Consider the following 19,237-nt stretch of genomic DNA (forward strand, 5'->3'; position numbering starts at 1 on the left):
TCGTCGGCGTCATTCCGACGGCGAGGTACTGGCGATGGCCGATCACTACCAACTCAACCTGGGGTCCCTGCGCAGCAGCATCACCCTGACCCTGCACACGCATCATGCGGCGCGGCTGTGGCAGGGCCGCTCCCGCCGCGAGGGCGTGCATCCCATCCTCGGCATGCCTGGCTATATCGCCGTCACCAATCTGCTCAAGCAAGCCAGCAGTCAGGATGACCCGTACGCCGACTGGTTCATGCTGCAGCTGGAGGAAAAGATGCTGCAGACCAAGGCTGAGGTGCGCAATCTGGTCCACCAGGTCAGCCAGGTGGAGCGCGACCTGCCCACCCAGGTCGATGTCGGTGACAACCTTAATATCCACCCCGTTACCCTGCCGCTGTATATCGGCAGTCAGCTCGGCTTTCTCGCGGTCTACCTGCTCACCGATTACGACACCCTGGTCCGTCGTGTGCTGCTCGCCCACCACACGGCGCTGATCGGTCGGGTCGACATGGAAAGCTGGATTGATGGCGGCGCCCATCACCTGCGCAGCCTGTTCGGCCTGGCGCAGCACTACCGCTTGGCGGGCGTCACTCGGGGTGATATGGCCGCCAACAACGCCCGGGCCCGCGAAGCCCTCGAGAAGTTTGGCACGCCGCCCCAGGACATTCTGGAAGGCACCCGCCGCTCCCAGTTCGCGCCTCCGATTGTGCGCACTTCCGCGGGCTCTGTAACTGAGCTGCCTGAATCGCTGGAGGCCGAAGCCCCTCCTCTACCGGATGTCTCGGACGAAGGGAGTGACGCATGACCTTGGCTGAGGCGATTGCCCGACGCTTATCGACGAATGCCTACCGTGAGTTCGCACAAGGTGCCTCCCTAAAAGGCCTTTTAAAGCCTTTTAAGGGTAAGGGGGAGCTGCAGCAGTTCGCCGACACGATCCTGCGCCTGCGCACCCAGGTCGCCGGACTGATGGGGGTGATGCTGGCGATCATGGCGCAGCCACCCTTCGTGTTGCTCGACCTGCGACTGGTCATCCAGCACAGCGCGACGGGCACCGACTTTCTGCGCTGGCGCAGTCCGGACTTTCAGCGCATGGGCGTGCAAGTGTGGCAGGCAGCGGTGGTTCATCCGCACCTGCACCCGGAGCTGCGGCAGGCGCTGTACCAACTGGAGACCAACCGCGTGGTGCTGAACCTGCAGATGAGCAGCCTGCAATCGCTGTATCGGCAAGCCAATACCGGTGTCTGCAAGCTCGAGGCCGCCGAACACGCCCTTTCCTGTTCCCCCACCGAGGAGTAGCCCCATGAGTACGTTATTTGTTGGCGAAGGCAACATCGGCAGCGTGCCGGAGTTTCAGGAGTTCAACACCAACCCAGATGAACCGCGGCGCCTGCTGCGGTTGAACGTGTACTTTGATAACCCGGTGCCGCGCGAAGGCGGTTACGAAGACCGCGGCGGCTACTGGGCTCCGGTCGAACTGTGGCACCGCGACGCCGAGCACTGGAGCACCTTGTTCCAGAAAGGCATGCGCATCCTGGTCGAGGGACGCACCGTCAAGGAGGAATGGGAGGACAGCGAGGACAACGCGCGGGTGACCTTCAAGGTGGAGGCACGGCGCATCGGTATCCTGCCGCACCGCCTGGCGTCGGTATCCATGCGTGAAAAGGCGCAGGATTACGCCGGTTCCGGGCGCAAGGGGGGCGGCAAGAAAGCCTCGCGCACGGCCGGTTGATCACGTGGTACTCAGTGGAACGAGCGCCCGCCGCGCGATACTGCTGGGGTTCTTACGCCCTGCCCAGCGGGCAATCCAGGCTACCGGGCACTGTTCAGCTCCGCCGGGACCTCCCTTCCCCATCGCCATGCAATACGTGCGACACCTCTGCCAGGTACTGGTCCAGGGCAAGGAACGCCTGCCAGTGCTCCGGGCTCTCCTGAACCCAGGTGATCAACGTGGCGCGCGCCTCGGCATTGTCGGGTTCCAGGTGGGTGGCCATGAACAACTCGTAGGCCTTGATCGCGAGCGCATCCGTCTGACGCTGGTTTGATCCGTGCAAGGGCTTGCCTCCGTAGTGACGGGCGGGTCTTACAGGTATTTTCGGTGGTACGCCTCATAGGGTTGGCAGTAAACCTTTCAGGTCGTTCATATCTTTGGGTGGCTGGTCGACCATATGGGTCGAATTGGAGAGTGCCCCCATTGCCAGTGAAAGAGCCTAGCCCACATCACATTGGTCGCCAGCTGGCGGAGTACCGTCGCGCCCGCGATCTGACCCAGGCGAAGGTGGGCGAGCACCTGCGGATCTCCGGTGAAGCCGTGTCGCGTCTCGAACGTGGCGAGGTCGAGCTCTCAGTCAGTAAGCTGCTGCGATTGGCCGACCTGTATGGCTGCCCGGCCGATGAGCTGCTGTTGGCCATCAGTCCGCGCCCGCAGGATCAAGGCCAGCAGATCACCTCGATCATCAAGGAGCTGAGCGAGGCGGATAAGCAGTTTGCACTGCAGTTTCTGCAAACGCTGGCCAGCCACCTCGCACAACGCAAAGAGTACTGTCCCCGCCGATATGAGCGCGGCGCCGTCGCATTTTTGCTAGCACTCCCTAATCCCCCCGCCACCCTGTCGGTACTCACCGAGAGGGCCAAGCCATGCGCCTGTTTATCTGCGAGAAACCATCCCAAGCCCGCGATATTGCCCGCGTCCTGCAGGCCAACCGTCGCAGCGACGGCTGCCTACTGGGGCAAGGCATCACCGTGACGTGGTGCATCGGGCATCTGCTGGAAACCGCGCCACCGGAAGCCTACGGCGATTACAAACGCTGGTCATTGGAGCATCTGCCCATCATCCCCTTGCGCTGGAAAGTGGTCATCAAACCCAAAGTCGCCAGCCAGCTCAAGGTGATCAGCCAGCTGCTGCGCACCTGCAGCGAGGTGATCATTGCCACCGACGCCGATCGCGAGGGCGAGATGATTGCCCGGGAGATTCTCGAACGCTGCCAGTACCAGGGGCCGATCGCGCGCCTGTGGCTGTCCGCGCTCGACGATGCCTCGATCCGTCGCGCCTTGGCCACACTGCGTCCGGGTGAGCAGACGCTGCCGCTGTACTACTGCGCGTTGGCCCGCTCGCGAGCCGACTGGCTGGTGGGCATCAACCTGAGTCGGCTGTTCACCCTGCTCGGCCGCCGTGCTGGCTTCGAGGGATTGCTGCCGGTGGGGCGCGTGCAGACGCCGACCTTGCGGCTGGTGGTGGAGCGCGACCGTGCGATCGCGAGCTTTTTGCCGCAGCCGTTCTGGATCGTCGATGCCCAAGTGGAGGCTGATGGCGCAAACTTCAAAGCGCGCTGGCAGCCGCCGGAATCCGCCTGTGACGCCACGGGTCGCTGCATCGAAGAGGTCGCGGCGCAGCAAGCGGCTCGACGCCTGAACCAGCAGGCGACGGCGAGCGTTCAGAGCATCGATGTCGAGCACGTTCGCGAAGGACCGCCGCTACCGTTCGACCTGGGCACCTTGCAGGAGATCTGCTCCGCCAAACTGGGCCTAGGCGCGCAGGAAACCTTAGCCACCGCACAGGCCCTGTACGAAACCCACAAGGCAACCACCTATCCACGCACCGACTGCGGCTTCCTGCCCGAAAGCATGCTCGACGAGGCGCCACGAATCCTTCGAGCCTTGGTCGCCGCCAGCCCATCCCTGGGCAAGGCACTGCAAGAGGTCAACCTCTGCCGCCGTTCTCGCGCCTGGAACAGCAGCAATATCACCGCGCACCACGGCATCATCCCCACCGCCGTCTCTCTGGACCTGGCCCAGCTCACCGAGCGCGAACAGGCGGTCTACGCGCTGATCCGCGCCCGTTACCTGGCGCAGTTTCTGCCAGAGCACGAATACCTGAAATCACAGGTGCTGCTGCAGAGCGGGACCGATCAACTGCTGGCCCGCGGCAAGCAGATTCTGGCGCGTGGCTGGAAGGCGGTGATCGACGAAAGCCACAGCGACGAGGGCGGCGAACAGGCCCAGCGTTTGCCCACGCTAAGCAAATCCGCCGTGGTGGCGTTAACGGACGCCAAAGTCGTCGCCCAGCGCACCCAGCCGCCAAAGGCCTATACAGAAGGCACGTTGGTGAAGGCGATGAAAACCATCGCCAACCAAGTGGCTGACCCACGCCTCAAGCAGAAGCTCAAGGACAGTTGCGGGCTGGGTACCGAGGCTACCCGTGCGGCGATCATCCAGGGCCTGATCGACCACGGTTATCTGACCAAGAAGAAACGCTGCTTGGCGGCCTCGGCCGCAGCCCACACCTTGATTGAGGCAGTGCCACCGGAGGTGGCTGATCCCGTGCTGACTGCACTGTGGGAGCAGGCGCTGGACCGCATCGAAGCGGGCCAATTGAGCGTCGACACCTTTCTCGTCAAGCAGGCGGAGTGGTTGACCCGCCTGGTCCGCTCACACGCCTCGCTGACCCTGCGCCCACCTCCCGTCAAAGGGCCGCACTGCCCGGTTTGCCGCAGCGCCATGCGCCAGCGCAAGAGTCGCACCGGCAGCTTCTGGTCATGTACCCGCTACCCGGACTGCAAGGGCACTCAGCCGGTGGCCAAGCCCAAATGCTCGAAAGACGCATAACTTGACGCGGGCCAGCGGTGCTGGTGTAGTGATCAAGCCCTTCGCCGCTTGGCGACCAAAGACCGATTCGCTCCGGGCAGCTCGGTCGGACTCCTAGAGTTCGGAGCCACACTACTCAGCGTCCTCGGATCGCTTCTCAGTGTTTTCAAGTTACCCAGGCGGATGACCTGTACGACTTATCCTAGGTCGTACAGGTCATCCGCTTCGGCGACGATGCTCAGCTCCGGTGCCCGCCGGCGAAACACTGGGCACCTTTTGTGCGCGGATGCGTGCCAGTTGATTCCGACCCAGGCCACGACAAGGGTCGGTTGATTCAGGTGGATCGATAGCGGTGGTTTTGCGACGAACCTCGGTGTCCGATTGCTGGGTCAAGCGTGGTCCAACTCCTCCTAGCCTGACGACCGTTGGGCTATTTTTTCGCCGCTGAGAATCCACTGAGCACCAACCACTTCCGCTTACCTAGAGCGCGTTGAATCAGCAGTTGACGGGCCTTTCCCGGGGTTTTATAGATAGGCTGCACCGCTGTCGTTGACAGCGTCCCGGTAGCCAGAACCTTCAAGGCTACGCCCGTTTCGGGTGGTTCTCCCCAAGTGCGATCCGCGTTCGGTAGCTCGCACGGTTACTGCCTCCGGCAGTGATGAGCGCCCTCTAAACGATCACGTTTTTGTACGTCCCCTTGCGGAACTCACCAGCCGCCAGGGCCGGTGGCTGTCCGCGTTTCTGCTCACCAGGAGATCAATCATGACTACTGCAAGCAACAACGCCCCTACCACCTACTTCAACCTGCACACTCAAGGCATCGGTTACCTGAACCGTGTGCGCGAAGTCCCCGTTCGCCGTGGGCAAGCGTTCATGGCATGTGACATCGCCGCCTTGCACGGTGCCGCTGACGACGTCGAGTACACCCGCTTCGACTGCAAGGTCGCCAGCGGTGAACCCGACCGGCTGATCCGTGAACACCTGGAAGACGTCCGCGCGGAGCGCAAGGTGCTCATCGCGTTTCGCATTGGCGACCTTTGGGTTGATCCGTTCATGTACGAGAAAGGCGAGCGCAAGGGGCAACCCGGCGCGAGCCTCAAAGGCCGGCTGATCTTCATCGAATGGATCAAGGTCGATGGCCAATTCAGCTACCGCGCACCTGCTCGAACCGAGTCCGCTGCTGCTCCTGAGGCTGAAGTGGAAGTGGAAGTGGAAGTGGAAGTAGAAGTGGAGGTGGACGAGCCCGAAACTCACGCCGAACAGCATCAGCCTGCCCAGGCCGCTGCACGCAAGTCCACCGCAGCCCGCCAGTCTGCCTGAGGCAGCTTGAACGGCAACCACAGGCGCTCTCCCGAGCGCCTGTGGTTCATCTGTGTCGGAGGCCGCCATGGAAAGTTTCTGGCTATGCGAGGACTGCTTGCAGGCAGTCGCGTATGACGACTTCAGTGCACTGTCGCTGTACTACAGCGAGGCTGAGATCGACCAACGCATCGCCCATATGCGCAGCGAACTGCAAACCTTGTTGCCACTGAGTGCTGATTTCGATCCCTGCACTGGCACCGGCATTGAGGTCTTCTCCACCCGACCGTGCGAGGCCTGCCACAGCCCACTGCACGGAGCTCGACATCGCTTTACGCGTCAGTGACTCACCACTCTCTCACCAGCCTGGGGCTCTCCCCCGGGGGCGCTCCGTCTTCCACGAGGAATTGCCCATGAACACTGCTCAGATCCGAGTCGAGCGTCTCGATCCTGCATTGGCCCAGCGTGCCCGCGAGGATGCGTTGCTGACCGAAGCACTGGAATTGTTGGATCAACGTTACTTTCAGCGCGGCGAACAACTGATCACGCCGTGCGATGCAGCGTCCTATCTAAAGTTGCAGCTCGCACCCTACCACCATGAGGTGTTTGCGCTGCTCTGTCTGGACTCCCGGCACCGCGTGCTGAGCTTCGACATCCTCTTCACCGGCAGCATCGATGGGGCCTCCGTGTATCCGCGCCAGGTCGTCGTCAAGGCGCTCGAGCACAACGCCGCTGCGGTGATTTTCAGCCACAACCACCCCTCTGGCTGCTCGGAACCGAGCGGCGCCGATCGGGTGCTCACTAATCGTCTGATCGAGGCCTTGGCCCTGGTAGAGGTACGTGTGCTGGACCACATCATCGTGGGCGAAGGCACGCCGCTTTCGCTGGCCGAGTACGGCTGGATCTGACCATCCCCACCACGTGGAGGGTCACTGCCTGCACGGGGTGACCTTCGCATTCTTGGAGCGCCCCCATGTCCACTTCCCTTCGCAATCCCTTCCTCCGCGGCTTTCAGGACCTGAGTTTCGAACGTGTGGTGCAGATCAGCTACGCCGACGATTGCCCGCCCTGCTACCGATCCCTTCACCCTGCCCTGAATGATCTGCCGGATGACGGCATCAATTTCCAGCCGTGCCTGTTCGATGATGACTTCGCGGTGATCACCGATGGCGAAAGCGTACCCGAGTTTGTGCGCATGCCATGTCCTGCCGATGGTACCGTCAGCCAGGTGCTGTATCAGGTCACTGGGCTGCATCATGGCAAGCGGCAACACGTCAGCGATCTTCCCAGTGAGGAAGCTGCACAGGACTTGATTGACCAACTGTCCTTCGCAACCGGGCACTACAGCCGCAGTTGGGAAATCAGCAGTGCGCACCTGCCAGCAGAAGAGTTTGAGTACCTGCAGGTGTGCGCCTGGTGTCGTTCGCCCTCGGGCTTCTTCGAGTGCTTCGTACTGAACAGCAACAACGCGGTGGGCTGCAAGCTGTACTCGACGCCTTGGCTCAGAAACATTGCCGCGGGCGGCAGCTACTGCTGCATTGAGGAAGTGACTGCACGTCTGCGCGCAGATCATGTGCCACCGGTGCTGCTGCGCCTGCTCTTGATGGCCGGTGAGGCCGACACCGGTTTGCTGATCTTCGACCCTGATGCGCGGCCGCTCCCCGAACTGCCGTTGTTCACCGAAGATTGACCTCAAGGCGCCCTCCGGGCGCCTTTATCATGGTTGCGCCAGCGTAAATCGGCCGGCGAGATTCAATTTTTTAGTGGGGGCGCACTCTGGCTTTTCGACAAGGTGTCGGCATCTTTTGTCGAGATCTGGCCATGCATACTCCCACCCTCTTCACGCTTGGACTGATGCTCACGTTGCTGGGCTGCAGCACGCCGCCACCGGCGTCCCCCCCTGCGCCACCTGCACCGGCCCCGACGGCAGTGGCCAAGCCAAAGTCCCCGGTACCCGCCTGGGTCCGACAGGACCGCTACACCCTCGCCAGCACCCGGCCAACGCTGGAGCAGCGCCAACCGCTGTATCAGTTGGTCAACGTCCAGATCGCCCCCGGGCTGCACGCGACGGTCGGTGAAGCACTGCGCCACGTGCTCAAGCACTCGGGCTACTCCCTCTGTCCCGACAGCCCTGCCGTGGCGCGGTTGTTCCGCCGCCCCTTGCCGGCCGTGCATCACGACCTCGGTCCGATCTCGCTGCTGGATGCCTTGACCGTCATCGGTGGCCCCGCTTGGCGGCTCGACATTGACCCAGTCGAGCGGAGCGTGTGCTACGCCCTGCGCCTGCCCACGCCCGAACCACCCTCGACACTGGAGACCGCACCATGAAGGTTCACCATTTTCAGGCCTTGGTGATCGGCGCCCTGTGCCTGGGTGCTGCCGTCTTCGCGGCCGAAAGCTACAACCAGCACCAGCAACTGGCTGAGCTGCAGGCCGCCGCACGCAATGCCCCGGCTGATCCCAGCCCGTCATTGCGCCGTGATATCGGGGAGTTGCGCAGCACGCTGTCCACGCTGCCGCCACAAGTCGCGGCACTGGAAGACGCCCAACTTCAGCACACCAGTGCACAGGCAGCGCTCGGCCAGCGACTCGACAAGTTGGCGGCTTCCGTCAGGATCCTGCAAGCGGTACCACCAGGACCCAGCAGCGCCGAACTAACCGCCCTGGCGCAACGCATGGGCGCGGCAGAAGTGATACTGGAGAAACTGTCGACCGCCCCTAGAGTGCCGGCCGCCGCTGTGCCCAGAACGTCCCCCATCAGCAATCAATCAAAAGCCAAGGCGCCGCAGCCGCCCTTCACCCTGCAGGGTATCGAAACGCGCGGCACCGTCAGGTTCGTGGCCGCTCTGCCTGCCGGCGCCCATGCCCTGTCCACCGTGCACCTGCTCCAGCCCGGCGACAGCTTGAACGGCTGGCAACTAAGTGCGATTCGCGAGGGCCAGGCCGTGTTCCACGTCCCGGGCCATGGCGATCGCACCCTGCCCGTCCCGTGAGGAGGTGAACGTGCATAGGTTTTCCGCTGTTGCGCTCATCCTACTGCCGGCTTATGTGTTCGCCGATCAGGGCTTGAACGCCCCCAAGCATGTCGACGCGCAGGTGCAGTTCAGCGAGCAGTCGCCGCTGGCACGGCAGGCGTCTGCAGCAGACCAGGCCAAGGCCTGGGGCCTGACGGATGACGAGTGGACCACCTTTGAGCACCTGCAGACCGGCCCCCGCCATTACTGGTCGCCGCAGCTTGACCCGCTCACCACCCTGGGTGTTGAGGCCAATTCGGATCACGAGCGGCAGCGCTACGCCGAACTGCAGGTCCGTCTGGAAGCCAGGCGTGCCGAGCGCGAACTGGCCTACCAGAAAGCCTACTCCGCAGCCTGGGCACGGATGTTTCCGGGGCTGCAGCCCGTGCAGGGCATGAGTGACGATGCCGGCCCCTCGAGCAGCAGCCGCACGGCGCTGTTCGTGGAGGACCACTGCCCCGCCTGCGTGACCAACCTCCAGCGATGGCTGCAGGCCGGTGCGCGTCTGGATGTGTACCTGGTCGACAGTCAAGGCAACGATGCGCGACTGCGCCAATGGGCCAAGGGCGCAGGCATCACCGCTGGCCAGGTCAGCGGCGGCCAGGTCACCTTGAACCATGACCGCGGCCGCTGGTTTGCTCTGGGCGCCAGCCGGCCCTTGCCAGCCCGCTATCAGCAGGTGGATGGAAAATGGCAGCGTATCTTCTGATCCTCGCCCTGGCGATGGTCGGTGCCACCGCCGTTCACGCCGGTACGCTTCCGCCGCCGGCCTATCAATTGGCAGCCGCGCGCGCCGGTATCCCCGCCTCGGTGCTGTTCGCCATTGCCCTGCAGGAAAGTGGCACGCCGCTGCGTGGGCGGCTCATACCCTGGCCCTGGACCCTGAATGTTGCGGGTTCACCGCTGCGGTTTGCCCGTCGCGACCAAGCGTGTGTTGCGCTAAGGGAGGCGCTCAGCCATCACGATCCCAAGCGCATTGATGTCGGGCTGGGACAAACCAACCTGGGTTATCACCCGGACCGCTACCCCAGCGCCTGCGATGCCCTCGATCCCCGCACCAACCTCACTGTCACCGCCGAGTTGTTGCGCGCGCACTACGCCGAAACCGGCGACTGGGTTGTCGCCGCCGGCCGCTATCACCGGCCCGCCGGCGGTCCCCCTGCGGCACGCTATCGCCGTCAATTCACTCGTCACTGGCAAAGCGCCCAATCCGTCGCGACGGCACCAGGGCGGTCCCTGCCATGAGCCGTTTGCACTTGGTCGCCATAGCTCTCTGCCCCTGGCTGTCACTTGCCGCGAGCGCTGAGTCCAAAAGCCCACCCGACCCCACCACGTTGAATTGGGTGCTGCCGGTGCACAGCGCTCGACTCTCCCTTGGCGCCGTACCGCCAAGGACGTTGACCCTGCCGGGCATGACACCACTGTTCCTGGTGGGGCAGGACGCCGGCTCCCTGGAATGGTTATCCCGGCACGCCCACGCGCTACTTGAGCTGGGGGCCAACGGGTTGGCAGTCGAGGTCGACGGCGCGCGGGCGCTGCGCCGTATCCAGATGACAGCGCCCGAGCTGAACATCTGGCCAGTCAGTGGCGACGACATCGCCGAGCGGTTGGAGCTGGAGCACTACCCGGTGCTGATCACGCCGACCGGTCTGGAACAGTGAGGCAACTCCATGAGCGAACATGCGATGGAATCCCTGCTGCGCCCAGCGGTGGAACTGTACACCGTGGGGATCTGCGCCGGCGCCGGTGCGCTGTGCCTGCACTCGTCCTGGGCCGTGGCACTGTCGCCCGAGGTAGGGGCAGGTATGGCGCTGGCGTACACCGCGTTCGGCCTGAAACGGCTCAATGAGGCGCGGATCGTCCTGCGCTACCGGCGCAATATCCGCCGCCTGCCCCGCTACTCGCTAACCAGCCGGCAGATCCCGGTGAGCAGCAAGCGCCTGTTCATGGGCCGCGGCTTCCGTTGGACGCGCCTGCACACGCAGCGCCTGCTCGAAGCTCAGGACCCGGCGCTGGCCCACTATGTCAACCAGTCGGCTGCCCACCAGTGGGCACGACGGATGGAACAACTGCTGGAGAAGGCTCCGCCGGGGCTGTCGCTGCTGCCCCGCCTGACTGCCTGGGACAGCCCATTCAACCCAGTGCGTCCGTTACCACAGGTGGGAGGCTCGCCATTACTGCACGGCGTCGAGCCGAAGGAACAGGAAGCCAGCCTGCCGCTGGCCGAACGAGTTGGACATACCCTGGTGCTGGGCACCACACGGGTCGGCAAGACGCGCTTGGCCGAGGTGTACATCACTCAGGACATCCACCGCCCAAGCCGGGAGGTAGTCATCGTCTTCGACCCCAAGGGCGACGCAGACCTGCTCAAGCGCATGTACGTCGAGGCCCGTCGCGCCGACCGTGAGCACGAGTTCTATGTGTTCCACCTGGGCTGGCCGGAAATCTCCGCGCGCTACAACGCCATCGGCCGCTTCGGGCGGATTTCGGAAGTTGCCACCCGGATCGCCGGCCAGTTGAGTGGCGAGGGTAACTCGGCGGCCTTCCGCGAGTTCGCCTGGCGCTTCGTCAATATCATTGCCCGGGCCCTGATTGAACTCGGCCGCCGTCCGGACTACCTGCAGATCCAGCGCCATGTGGTCAACATCGACGCGCTGTTCATCGAGTATGCCCAGCACTTCTCCGCCCGCCATGATCCGCTGGCGTGGGAAGCGATCGTGCAGATCGAAGGCCGCTTGAACGAGAAGAACATCCCGCGGCACATGGTTGGCCGGGAAAAGCGCGTGGTCGCCATTGAGCAGTACCTGACCGCCAAGCGTATTTTCGACCCCGTCATGGACGGCCTACGTTCGGCCGTGCGCTACGACCGCACCTACTTCGACAAGATCGTCGCCTCATTGCTGCCACTGTTGGAAAAACTCACCAGTGGCAAGACTGCACAACTGCTGGCCCCGAATTACTCCGCCCTGGATGATCCGCGACCGATCTTCGACTGGCTACAGGTGATCCGCAAACGCGGTATCGTCTACGTCGGCCTGGACGCCTTGTCGGATGCCGAAGTGGCGGCCGCCGTCGGTAACTCGATGTTCGCCGACCTAGTCTCCGTCGCCGGCCACATCTACAAACATGGCATCGACCACGGCCTGCCAGGCTCCTCCAGCGCCGCCGACAAAGTGCCAATCAACCTGCACGCTGACGAGTTCAACGAACTGATGGGCGATGAGTTTATCCCGTTGATCAACAAGGGTGGCGGTGCCGGTATTCAGGTCACCGCCTACACCCAAACGTTGAGCGACATCGAGGCACGTATCGGCAACCGGGCCAAGGCTGGCCAGGTCATCGGCAACTTCAACACCCTGCAGATGCTGCGCGTGCGGGAAACCGCGACGGCGGAGCTACTGACCAACCAACTGCCCAAGGTCAACGTGCAGACACGCACCCTGGTCTCCGGCGCGACAGACACTGCCGACCCCGATGCCCGTACCGACTTCACCTCCTCCTCACAGGACCGGGTCACCACCACCGCTGTGCCACTGATCGAACCGGCACACATCATCGCCTTGCCCAAGGGGCAAATGTACTCGTTCCAGCAAGGCGGGCAACTGTGGAAGGTTCGCATGCCACTACCGAAGCCAGCCAGCGATGATGCGATGCCAGAGGACCTGCAGACCTTGGCCGCGCGCATGCGTGAGTCCTACAACGCCAACGCGGGGAGTTGGTGGAGTAGCGCGGGAGGTGCCCCAACGGCCGATTTCGACCCCGAGATGCCTCTACCAGGGCACAGGAACGCGCCGTAAGCGAGCGAGTACTGTGGAGACCCCATGCCGACCACTCCAGCCAGCCAACCTCCTGTGCAAAGACGTCCGGGACTGATCTTCGGCACGCTTGAGCTTTGCCTGCAGTTGCTCGGTTTGCTGTTCGCTTCGCTGATCTTCTCTATCGTCCTGGAGTTCGTGGGCATGCTGTGGTTCTGGCCCGACCAGGGCTGGCATCACAGCCATGCCATGTGGCTCAGTGAACTGGGATGGCTCAGTGATCACTTCAAAAATTCGCTGCTCGTGAAGGAACCCGCGCAAGCCACCGCTAAAGTCCTTCAGCATCTTAACGAATGGGTCGTGGTCCGCTCTGGCTGGGCGCAATCAGACACTCAACTCAAGCTCTTGATTCACGAGATGTCGGTGCAGGGCCAGTTTGCTCAAGTGTACGTTGTGATGCAGGACTACCTATTGGCCGCCCTATTCACCGTTTTTACCTTCGTCGTGCGCCTCACCGTCCTCACCCTGGCCATGCCCCTATTCGTGCTCGCCGTGATCACCGGCGCTGTCGATGGTTTGATGCGCCGCGACCTTCGCAAATTCAGCGCCGATCGCGAGAGCAGCTTTGTCTACCACCGAGCGAAACGGACATTGTTGCCATTGATGGTGAGCCCCTGGGTGATCTACCTCTCTCTTCCCACCTCAATAAATCCCAATTGGGTGCTATTGCCATGCGCTGCGTTGCTGGGGTGGATGGTGGCAATCACCGCTACAACCTTCAAAAAATACCTTTGACTGTCCGCTATCGACCCATTGCGGACATTCGCAGAGCCAAGACAATGAGTAGACCAAGTTTACACCTGGGCGGCACGCATGTCGGGAGGGCTGCCTTAAGCATTACGCGGGTAAAGAGCGAAGGCAGCTTCTGTAGCTCACGATCAACTTCGATTCGGACGCCTCCTATCCAGAAATACACATTCAACTATTTTTTCGCCAACGCGTACTGGTTCCGCACCAGCTCGCTTCCCCTGCAACACTATCAGGTTCATCGTCGATTTCCGCCATGCTCAGTCGCGATGCTTCGGGCAACAACAACGAACACAACGCGACTAATGCCAGCGCGCCAACTCCATACAACGCCACGCCTAGCGGATTGTGGTCAGTAAAGATAAGGATTGCAGTGGCGATGCTAGATGCCGTGCCGCCGCCCAGTGCTGCACCGATCTGATAGCTGGCCGAGATTCCCGAGTACCGCATATTGCGCGGGAACTGCTCCCCCAGAAACGATGGTATGGGACCTTGGGTTGCGCCCATCAGCAGACCGGTCAAGCTGTAGGCGAACAGGGCAATACCGAAGCTCATCATGCCTACCAGTTCGAAGAAGATGAACAGCCCGAGCGCCATAACCACAGCACCGAACACCATCACCGTGCGTCGACCCAGACGGTCAGACAGGTAGCCGAACAGCGGCGCGGAGAACACGATGGCGATCGACAAGGTAAGGTCGAACATCAACGCCTGGGTGCTGCCGAAGCCCACCTGGGTAGCATAGGTCAGGAAGAAGGTGCTGCCGATATAGGCGATGGTGCAGTAGCCAAAGGCGATCCCGGTGCACAGCAGCAGCTGGCGTGGACGCTGCCGCAAGGCATCGGCCATCGGTGCGCGGACCGCCTTCAGCGTGGGGGCGGCGACCGGTACCGCAGCTTTCAGGCGCGCATACAGGCCGATCAGCACCAGCGTGCCACCGAGCCAGAAGGGGATGCGCCAGGCAAAGCCCACCAGGTTGTCGTTGAAGGCGGCACTGACGATGGCGAACACCGCAGCGCCAAGGATGCCACCGACGCCGATGCCCATGCTCGTGAAGCTGCCCCACAACCCTCGCCTGCCCGGCGGCGCCGACTCGATGCCGAACAGCGCGGCACCGCCCCATTCGCCACCGGCGGCAAAGCCTTGGATCAGGCGCAACAGCACAAGAAGGATTGGGGCAGCGACGCCGATACTGGCATGGCTTGGCAAGCAACCGATGAGGAAGGTGCTCAGGCCCATGAGCAGCAAGGTCGCGACCAGCACCTTCTGGCGGCCGATGCGGTCACCGTAGTGGCCGAACACCAAACCGCCCAGCGGACGGGCGAAGAAGCCGGCGCCAAAGGCGCTGAAGGCCACCAAGGTCGCGGTTAGGTGGTCCATCCGGGGGAAGAACACCTGGGGAAACACCAGCGCAGCCGCGGTGCCGTAGATGATGAAGTCATAGAACTCCAGCGCAGTGCCCATGCCGGAGACACAGAAGGTGCGCAGCGCAGACCGGGACGACGCAGGGTTGGAATGTTCCGCATGCATTGTTGTTGTTCTCAGTGTCAGGAGGGCCGCCCTGTTCAGGCGGCACCGGGTGGGCTCAGAAACGTTCGAAGCCAGCCTTGGCCAGTTGCAGCGGCGTGCCCGCTACGTACTCCAGTGCGCAGCGCTCGGTGTCGATCCCCACGCTCAGCAGGGTTTCCCAACGCTCGGTATCGGGCATGGCCATGTCCGGGTGGAAGCAGATCGGTGCGCTGTCGCCTTGCGCGCCGCACATGGCTTCGGCACGGGCGCGCAGATCGGCGTTGCCCATCTGGCCGATCACCTGCTCCAGGTGCCCCAGACGACACTGGGTGTCGGCGCGGTCGGCGACCTGTTCGCCCAGGCTCAGCTGCGGGTCGAGGAAGTGGTTGGTGTGCAGCAACCAGCCGTCTTCACGCGGCAGCACCAGCGCCGTGCACTCAGGGCTTAGCTCGATGCTGACGGCACGCGGGCTGCTGTCCTCGCGGGAGAACACGGTGAGCACGGTGGAGGCGCTGACCCGCGCCGAACGGGCCAGTTCGATGGCTTCCTCGACACTGCTGGCGTCTTCGAGCAGACGGCGGGCAATCGCGTGCACCGGCACACCCCCGCTGTCGTTGTCGCTGGTGTGATGGAGAATGTTGAAGTGCAGGCCCAGACCTGCGCTGTTCACCCCCAGCTTGGCGAGCATGCCGAATTCACAGAACAGTTTGACGTTCATGCCACGCTCAGTGTGCAGCGCCAGCATCAGGCCGTTGGGGCAGAGGCTGTCATGCCAGTCCCAGGTCTGCAGGGTCTGCGGTGCACGCGGGCCGCGCGGTGCATGCACAGTGGTTGAATATTCGCTGTGACGGGTGCGCGCCGCCAGCACCTCGGTGCGGGCGTTCAGGCTTGCCAGCTGCCACAACGGCAGCTCGGCGCCGCTGGCCATACCGATCACCTCGGCTGCCAGGTTCGGGCTCCAGGCTTCCAGGGCGGCCAGGCTGTTTTCGCCGATGCGCTGCGCCTCGCGCAGGGACACGCCCACCCGCGGGAAGAAGTCCAGGTACAGCTGGGTGGTATGGCGGATCTGCTCGGCGAAGCGCTCGCCTATCTGGCGACCACGCTCGGAGGGCGTGCGGATATCGGTGACTAGGGTGTGGATCTTCACTGCGGGGGAACTCCTGGTACAGCAGGCTCGTGGCATCGTTGCTGTTCTGGAAAGAGTGAGGCCGCCTCGCCCCCTGTTGCATGTACCTGCCATGAGAGTGACAGGGCAATGGACCGGGCACGAAGTGGCCGCTGTGTTCAAGCGACCACCCCTAGCCTAGCGAGCCACCCCCGGTCGATCATCGCCACAACCGCACAACTTTTGTGCCTGAGCGGAACAATTGAGCCCCGCTGCCTGGTCACAGCCCCTGGCTGCGCAGTTGTTCATGCAACAAGGCGATGAAGGCCTGCACCTTGCGCGTGTTGCGCCGATGGGGCAGGTACAGCACGTGCACCCAGGGCCCGAAGGCACTCAACGCCCGCCAGTAGTCGGGCAGCACTTCCACCAGTTGTCCCTTGGCCAAATAGGGCGCGGCGCACCAGGTGGGCACGAACTGCAGGCCATGACCATCGAGCAAGCAGGCAAGCAGGAAGTCGAAGTTGTCGCTCACCAGTCGAGGAGTGGGCTGGCGCACGCGCAAGGTCTGGCCCTCGTGCTCGACCCACCAGAAGCTGCGATTGAGCAGAGGATGGCGCAGCAGCAGCCAATCGTGCTGGGCGTAGTTCTCCAAGGTGATGGCCCCACCACGCCGGGCCAGGTAGTCGGGGCTGGCGCAGAGAATCACGCGGTTCTCGATCAGCGGCTGGGCGATCAGCTCGGGCTGGTCGGTGGGGCCATCGCGCAGCGACAGGTCGTAACCGCCGTCGATCAGGTCTTCGTTAGCGTCGTTGAGGTTCACCTCCAGGCGCACCTGCGGGTGTTCGCGCATGAAGCGAAAGCACACCTGGTTGAGAAACGCCGGGCCGAACGACGGCGGCGCGGTGATGCGCAAGGTGCCACGCAGCTCGTGCTGCAACTGCTCCACCTCCTCGGTCACCAGTTGCAGGTGCATCAGGGCCTGGCGCGCGCCTTCCAGGTACAGGCTGCCGGCCTCGGTGAGCGCCATGCGCCGGGTGGTGCGCTCGAACAGGCGCACCCCAAGCTCTGCCTCCAGATGGGCGACAGCCTTGGTGATGGCCGAGGGCGTCTTGCCCAACTGCTCGGCCGCACGGCTGAAACTGCCGTGCTCGGCGGCGGCGACGAAGATGGTCAGGGCCGTCATTTTGTCCATGGTTTCTTCCTGTTCGGCACAAGCGAGGCAATGGAGGGGAGCGCGTGAGTATCCGCGCCTTTTCATCAAGCCCGCAAATGGCGCGGATTTGAATAGGCGCCGAGCGGCCTGTGGCTTGCACCAGGGCAATCACAGGCCAGGGATTGTTTCCTGATCGCGAAAAAAGTTGTGCCTGTCGTCGCATTTAACCGGCCTTGCGCGTTGGCTAGGCTGCGGCTCCATCCCAACAAGAACGAGGCATCGAATGAAGCACCTCCTGAAGATGGCGATCAGCGCGGGCCTGGCCTGCACCTCCCTGCACAGCTTCGCGGCAGTGGACGTGATCTTTCACAACGCCAAGGTCTACACCGCCGAACCAGGCCAGCCGCTACAGCAGGCGGTGGCGGTGGAGGGCGAGAAGATCGTCGCCGTGGGTTCGGACCAGGCCGTGCTGGCCCTGAAGGCCGACGGCACCCGGGTCATCGACCTAGGCGGCAAGGTGCTGATGCCAGGCATGCTCGACTCCCATTCCCATGCCATCAAAGGCGGCCTGCAACTGGAGTTGGCCAACCTGATGGGCGAGCAGATCCCTCTCGATGAACTGGAACAGCGCCTGCGCGAGTGGCGCAAAGATGGCAAGGCCGTGCGTGGTGAGTTTCTGGCCGTCGGTGGCGTGCCGGGGACCTACTGGGACGACATCCCGGCCCTGGAACAACGTTTCAACCACGGCGAATGGGCCGAACAGCCTCTCCTGCTGGCCACCAACGACATGCACACCGGGTGGGCCAACCAGGCCCTGCTCAAGCGCGCCAAGATCGACGCCAAGACCATCGCGGCATTGCCCGCCGAAGCGCGCAGCACCATAGGCCAACACCAGGACGGCACGCCCAACGGGTTTCTGGCCGACGCCAGCTACTACCCGGTGACCGACCTGCTGCCGCCGCTGTCCCACGACACCCTGATGACCGCCGGGCGCATGGCCCTGGACTACTCCAAGCAGTTGGGCATCACCGGCTGGATGGACCCACTGGCCAACGAACTGCCCGGCGCGGATGTGAAGAACGACTCGCTGGGCGTGCTGCCGGTCTACAAGGACCTCTCCGAACGAGGTGAACTGACGGCGCACATCGCCGCCCTGCTGATGGCCGACTCCAAGGCCCGCCCAGCCGACCTGGATGAACTGGACAAAGTGCGCCAACAGTTCCTCGGTGTACGCAATCTCACCCTGCCCGGCATCAAGGTCTTCGCCGACGGCGTCGCCGAAATGCCAGCACAGAGCGCGGCGATGCTCGAGCCCTACAAGAACTCCGGCCAACGCGGCGAACTGCTGCTGGACCCTAAGCACTTCGGTGAGCTGGTCGATGCCGCCGATGCCCGTGGCTGGCTGGTGCATGTGCATGCCATCGGCGATCGCGCCGTGCGCGAGGCACTCAACGGCGTGGAACAGGCCCGGCGTGCGCGGCACAGTGGTGTCCCGCACTCGATCACCCACTTGCAGATGGTCAGCGCCGAAGACTATCCGCGCTTCAAACAACTCGATGTGATTGCCTCGATGCAGTTGTACTGGGCCAGTGCCGACGAAACCAACGTCGACCTGGTCAAACCCTATGTCGATGAGCATGCCTTCGCCCACAGCTACCCGGCCCACTCGCTGTACAAGGCCGGTGCGACCATCGCCGGTGCAAGCGACTGGCCGATCACCACCCCGGAGCCGTGGAAGGCGATCTACCAAGCCGTCAGCCGCAAAGGCCCCAAGGGCGTGCTCAATGCCGACGAAGCCATCGACCGAGAAACCATGTTCCAGGCCTACACCCTCAATGCCGCCCGCGCCATGCGCCTGGAGCAGCAGGTCGGCTCACTGAAGGTGGGCAAGCAGGCCGACATGATCGTCCTCGACCGAGACGTGCTCAACGTCGATCCCGAAGCGATGCGTGACACCCAGGTGCTGCAGACCTGGTTCGCCGGCAAGCAGATCTACCAGCGCTGATCGCATCGCAGAAAAACCCGCTTC

20 protein-coding genes and 1 pseudogene are annotated in these 19,237 nt (G+C 63.3%); 17 read left to right on the top strand and 4 right to left on the bottom strand.

Annotation, left to right across the window (positions count from 1 at the left end; genetic code table 11):
• Positions 1-34: 34 nt before the first annotated feature.
• Genes ACF8FB_RS10150 through ACF8FB_RS10160 form a run of 3 tightly spaced genes read left to right on the top strand, consistent with a single transcriptional unit; the run spans position 35 to position 1,714 of the window.
• Positions 35-790 (top strand): PFL_4669 family integrating conjugative element protein, encoded by a 756-nt coding sequence (locus tag ACF8FB_RS10150; RefSeq protein WP_392511267.1) that lies wholly within the window; start codon positions 35-37, stop codon positions 788-790.
• Positions 787-1,281, top strand: coding sequence for a DUF3158 family protein (locus ACF8FB_RS10155; protein WP_367250859.1), 495 nt, complete (start codon positions 787-789; stop codon positions 1,279-1,281). Before ACF8FB_RS10150 ends, ACF8FB_RS10155 begins: the two co-directional genes overlap by 4 nt.
• A 4-nt stretch (positions 1,282-1,285) precedes the next feature.
• Positions 1,286-1,714: a single-stranded DNA-binding protein gene (locus tag ACF8FB_RS10160; RefSeq protein ID WP_367250860.1), complete on the top strand. Its 429-nt coding sequence runs from the start codon at positions 1,286-1,288 to the stop codon at positions 1,712-1,714.
• A 94-nt stretch (positions 1,715-1,808) separates the two neighbouring features.
• Here ACF8FB_RS10160 and ACF8FB_RS10165 read toward each other — a convergent pair whose 3' ends face one another.
• On the bottom strand, positions 1,809-2,036 hold the full coding sequence (locus tag ACF8FB_RS10165) for a hypothetical protein (RefSeq protein ID WP_367250861.1): 228 nt from the start codon (positions 2,034-2,036) through the stop codon (positions 1,809-1,811).
• A 140-nt stretch (positions 2,037-2,176) separates the two neighbouring features.
• On the opposite strand from ACF8FB_RS10165, the pseudogene ACF8FB_RS10170 reads away from it, so the two are divergent.
• The 13 genes and pseudogenes from ACF8FB_RS10170 to ACF8FB_RS10230 form a co-directional block, all read left to right on the top strand.
• A pseudogene (locus tag ACF8FB_RS10170) lies at positions 2,177-2,518 on the top strand (helix-turn-helix domain-containing protein); the annotation flags it as partial.
• A gap of 101 nt (positions 2,519-2,619) precedes the next feature.
• On the top strand, positions 2,620-4,587 hold the full coding sequence (locus tag ACF8FB_RS10175; RefSeq protein WP_392511268.1) for a DNA topoisomerase III: 1,968 nt from the start codon (positions 2,620-2,622) through the stop codon (positions 4,585-4,587).
• Between the two features lie 741 nt (positions 4,588-5,328).
• The gene (locus ACF8FB_RS10180; RefSeq protein WP_392511269.1) at positions 5,329-5,886 is read left to right on the top strand and encodes an STY4534 family ICE replication protein; all 558 of its coding nucleotides are present in this window, start codon (positions 5,329-5,331) and stop codon (positions 5,884-5,886) included.
• A 67-nt stretch (positions 5,887-5,953) separates the two neighbouring features.
• A complete protein-coding gene (locus ACF8FB_RS10185; protein WP_367250864.1) occupies positions 5,954-6,211 on the top strand; it encodes a hypothetical protein in 258 nt (85 codons plus the stop codon).
• A gap of 67 nt (positions 6,212-6,278) precedes the next feature.
• Positions 6,279-6,773 carry a JAB domain-containing protein gene (locus ACF8FB_RS10190; RefSeq protein WP_367250865.1) on the top strand — a complete coding sequence of 165 codons (495 nt, stop codon included), beginning with the start codon at positions 6,279-6,281 and terminating at the stop codon, positions 6,771-6,773.
• Positions 6,774-6,838: 65 nt separating this feature from the next.
• Positions 6,839-7,555 carry a hypothetical protein gene (locus tag ACF8FB_RS10195; protein ID WP_392511270.1) on the top strand — a complete coding sequence of 239 codons (717 nt, stop codon included), beginning with the start codon at positions 6,839-6,841 and terminating at the stop codon, positions 7,553-7,555.
• Positions 7,556-7,686: 131 nt separating this feature from the next.
• Complete coding sequence (locus ACF8FB_RS10200; RefSeq protein WP_367250868.1) at positions 7,687-8,193, top strand: PilL N-terminal domain-containing protein; 507 nt, start codon at positions 7,687-7,689, stop codon at positions 8,191-8,193.
• Positions 8,190-8,858: a hypothetical protein gene (locus tag ACF8FB_RS10205; RefSeq protein WP_367250869.1), complete on the top strand. Its 669-nt coding sequence runs from the start codon at positions 8,190-8,192 to the stop codon at positions 8,856-8,858. The genes ACF8FB_RS10200 and ACF8FB_RS10205 overlap by 4 nt, the downstream gene beginning before the upstream one ends.
• Positions 8,830-9,588, top strand: a complete 759-nt coding sequence (locus tag ACF8FB_RS10210) for a TIGR03759 family integrating conjugative element protein (RefSeq protein WP_392511271.1) — start codon at positions 8,830-8,832, stop codon at positions 9,586-9,588. The genes ACF8FB_RS10205 and ACF8FB_RS10210 overlap by 29 nt, the downstream gene beginning before the upstream one ends.
• The gene (locus tag ACF8FB_RS10215) at positions 9,570-10,124 is read left to right on the top strand and encodes a transglycosylase (RefSeq protein WP_367250871.1); all 555 of its coding nucleotides are present in this window, start codon (positions 9,570-9,572) and stop codon (positions 10,122-10,124) included. Before ACF8FB_RS10210 ends, ACF8FB_RS10215 begins: the two co-directional genes overlap by 19 nt.
• Positions 10,121-10,540, top strand: a complete 420-nt coding sequence (locus ACF8FB_RS10220) for an integrating conjugative element protein (protein WP_392511272.1) — start codon at positions 10,121-10,123, stop codon at positions 10,538-10,540. The genes ACF8FB_RS10215 and ACF8FB_RS10220 overlap by 4 nt, the downstream gene beginning before the upstream one ends.
• Positions 10,541-10,549: 9 nt before the next feature.
• Entirely contained in the window at positions 10,550-12,676 is a 2,127-nt protein-coding gene (gene traD, locus ACF8FB_RS10225; RefSeq protein WP_367250873.1) for a type IV conjugative transfer system coupling protein TraD, read from the top strand.
• A 24-nt stretch (positions 12,677-12,700) separates the two neighbouring features.
• On the top strand, positions 12,701-13,429 hold the full coding sequence (locus ACF8FB_RS10230; protein ID WP_367250874.1) for a TIGR03747 family integrating conjugative element membrane protein: 729 nt from the start codon (positions 12,701-12,703) through the stop codon (positions 13,427-13,429).
• 183 nt (positions 13,430-13,612) lie between these two features.
• Here ACF8FB_RS10230 and ACF8FB_RS10235 read toward each other — a convergent pair whose 3' ends face one another.
• From ACF8FB_RS10235 to ACF8FB_RS10245, 3 genes are all read right to left on the bottom strand, one after another.
• Positions 13,613-14,971 carry an MFS transporter gene (locus ACF8FB_RS10235; protein WP_392511273.1) on the bottom strand — a complete coding sequence of 453 codons (1,359 nt, stop codon included), beginning with the start codon at positions 14,969-14,971 and terminating at the stop codon, positions 13,613-13,615.
• A gap of 55 nt (positions 14,972-15,026) precedes the next feature.
• Positions 15,027-16,097, bottom strand: a complete 1,071-nt coding sequence (locus ACF8FB_RS10240; protein ID WP_392511274.1) for a C45 family autoproteolytic acyltransferase/hydolase — start codon at positions 16,095-16,097, stop codon at positions 15,027-15,029.
• Between the two features lie 238 nt (positions 16,098-16,335).
• Positions 16,336-17,247 carry a LysR family transcriptional regulator gene (locus ACF8FB_RS10245; protein WP_367250877.1) on the bottom strand — a complete coding sequence of 304 codons (912 nt, stop codon included), beginning with the start codon at positions 17,245-17,247 and terminating at the stop codon, positions 16,336-16,338.
• A gap of 244 nt (positions 17,248-17,491) precedes the next feature.
• On the opposite strand from ACF8FB_RS10245, the gene ACF8FB_RS10250 reads away from it, so the two are divergent.
• On the top strand, positions 17,492-19,213 hold the full coding sequence (locus ACF8FB_RS10250; protein WP_392511275.1) for an amidohydrolase: 1,722 nt from the start codon (positions 17,492-17,494) through the stop codon (positions 19,211-19,213).
• The last annotated feature ends 24 nt before the right edge of the window (positions 19,214-19,237 follow it).

The organism is Pseudomonas sp. yb_2 (assembly GCF_043103905.1).
In the GTDB taxonomy this organism is placed as follows: domain Bacteria; phylum Pseudomonadota; class Gammaproteobacteria; order Pseudomonadales; family Pseudomonadaceae; genus Aquipseudomonas; species Aquipseudomonas alloputida.

What these genes read in the sequence shown, in the direction of transcription:
- ACF8FB_RS10215 (WP_367250871.1), top strand. Translation starts at nt 9,570, where the DNA reads ATGGCAGCGTATCTTCTGATCCTCGCCCTGGCGATGGTCGGTGCCACC.
- ACF8FB_RS10230 (WP_367250874.1), top strand. Translation starts at nt 12,701, where the DNA reads ATGCCGACCACTCCAGCCAGCCAACCTCCTGTGCAAAGACGTCCGGGA.
- ACF8FB_RS10200 (WP_367250868.1), top strand. Translation starts at nt 7,687, where the DNA reads ATGCATACTCCCACCCTCTTCACGCTTGGACTGATGCTCACGTTGCTG.
- ACF8FB_RS10210 (WP_392511271.1), top strand. Translation starts at nt 8,830, where the DNA reads ATGGCGATCGCACCCTGCCCGTCCCGTGAGGAGGTGAACGTGCATAGG.
- ACF8FB_RS10185 (WP_367250864.1), top strand. Translation starts at nt 5,954, where the DNA reads ATGGAAAGTTTCTGGCTATGCGAGGACTGCTTGCAGGCAGTCGCGTAT.
- ACF8FB_RS10150 (WP_392511267.1), top strand. Translation starts at nt 35, where the DNA reads ATGGCCGATCACTACCAACTCAACCTGGGGTCCCTGCGCAGCAGCATC.
- ACF8FB_RS10235 (WP_392511273.1), bottom strand. Translation starts at nt 14,971, where the DNA reads ATGCATGCGGAACATTCCAACCCTGCGTCGTCCCGGTCTGCGCTGCGC.
- ACF8FB_RS10180 (WP_392511269.1), top strand. Translation starts at nt 5,329, where the DNA reads ATGACTACTGCAAGCAACAACGCCCCTACCACCTACTTCAACCTGCAC.
- ACF8FB_RS10160 (WP_367250860.1), top strand. Translation starts at nt 1,286, where the DNA reads ATGAGTACGTTATTTGTTGGCGAAGGCAACATCGGCAGCGTGCCGGAG.
- ACF8FB_RS10245 (WP_367250877.1), bottom strand. Translation starts at nt 17,247, where the DNA reads ATGGACAAAATGACGGCCCTGACCATCTTCGTCGCCGCCGCCGAGCAC.
- ACF8FB_RS10195 (WP_392511270.1), top strand. Translation starts at nt 6,839, where the DNA reads ATGTCCACTTCCCTTCGCAATCCCTTCCTCCGCGGCTTTCAGGACCTG.
- ACF8FB_RS10220 (WP_392511272.1), top strand. Translation starts at nt 10,121, where the DNA reads ATGAGCCGTTTGCACTTGGTCGCCATAGCTCTCTGCCCCTGGCTGTCA.
- ACF8FB_RS10205 (WP_367250869.1), top strand. Translation starts at nt 8,190, where the DNA reads ATGAAGGTTCACCATTTTCAGGCCTTGGTGATCGGCGCCCTGTGCCTG.
- ACF8FB_RS10155 (WP_367250859.1), top strand. Translation starts at nt 787, where the DNA reads ATGACCTTGGCTGAGGCGATTGCCCGACGCTTATCGACGAATGCCTAC.
- ACF8FB_RS10190 (WP_367250865.1), top strand. Translation starts at nt 6,279, where the DNA reads ATGAACACTGCTCAGATCCGAGTCGAGCGTCTCGATCCTGCATTGGCC.
- ACF8FB_RS10250 (WP_392511275.1), top strand. Translation starts at nt 17,492, where the DNA reads ATGAAGCACCTCCTGAAGATGGCGATCAGCGCGGGCCTGGCCTGCACC.
- ACF8FB_RS10175 (WP_392511268.1), top strand. Translation starts at nt 2,620, where the DNA reads ATGCGCCTGTTTATCTGCGAGAAACCATCCCAAGCCCGCGATATTGCC.
- traD (WP_367250873.1), top strand. Translation starts at nt 10,550, where the DNA reads ATGAGCGAACATGCGATGGAATCCCTGCTGCGCCCAGCGGTGGAACTG.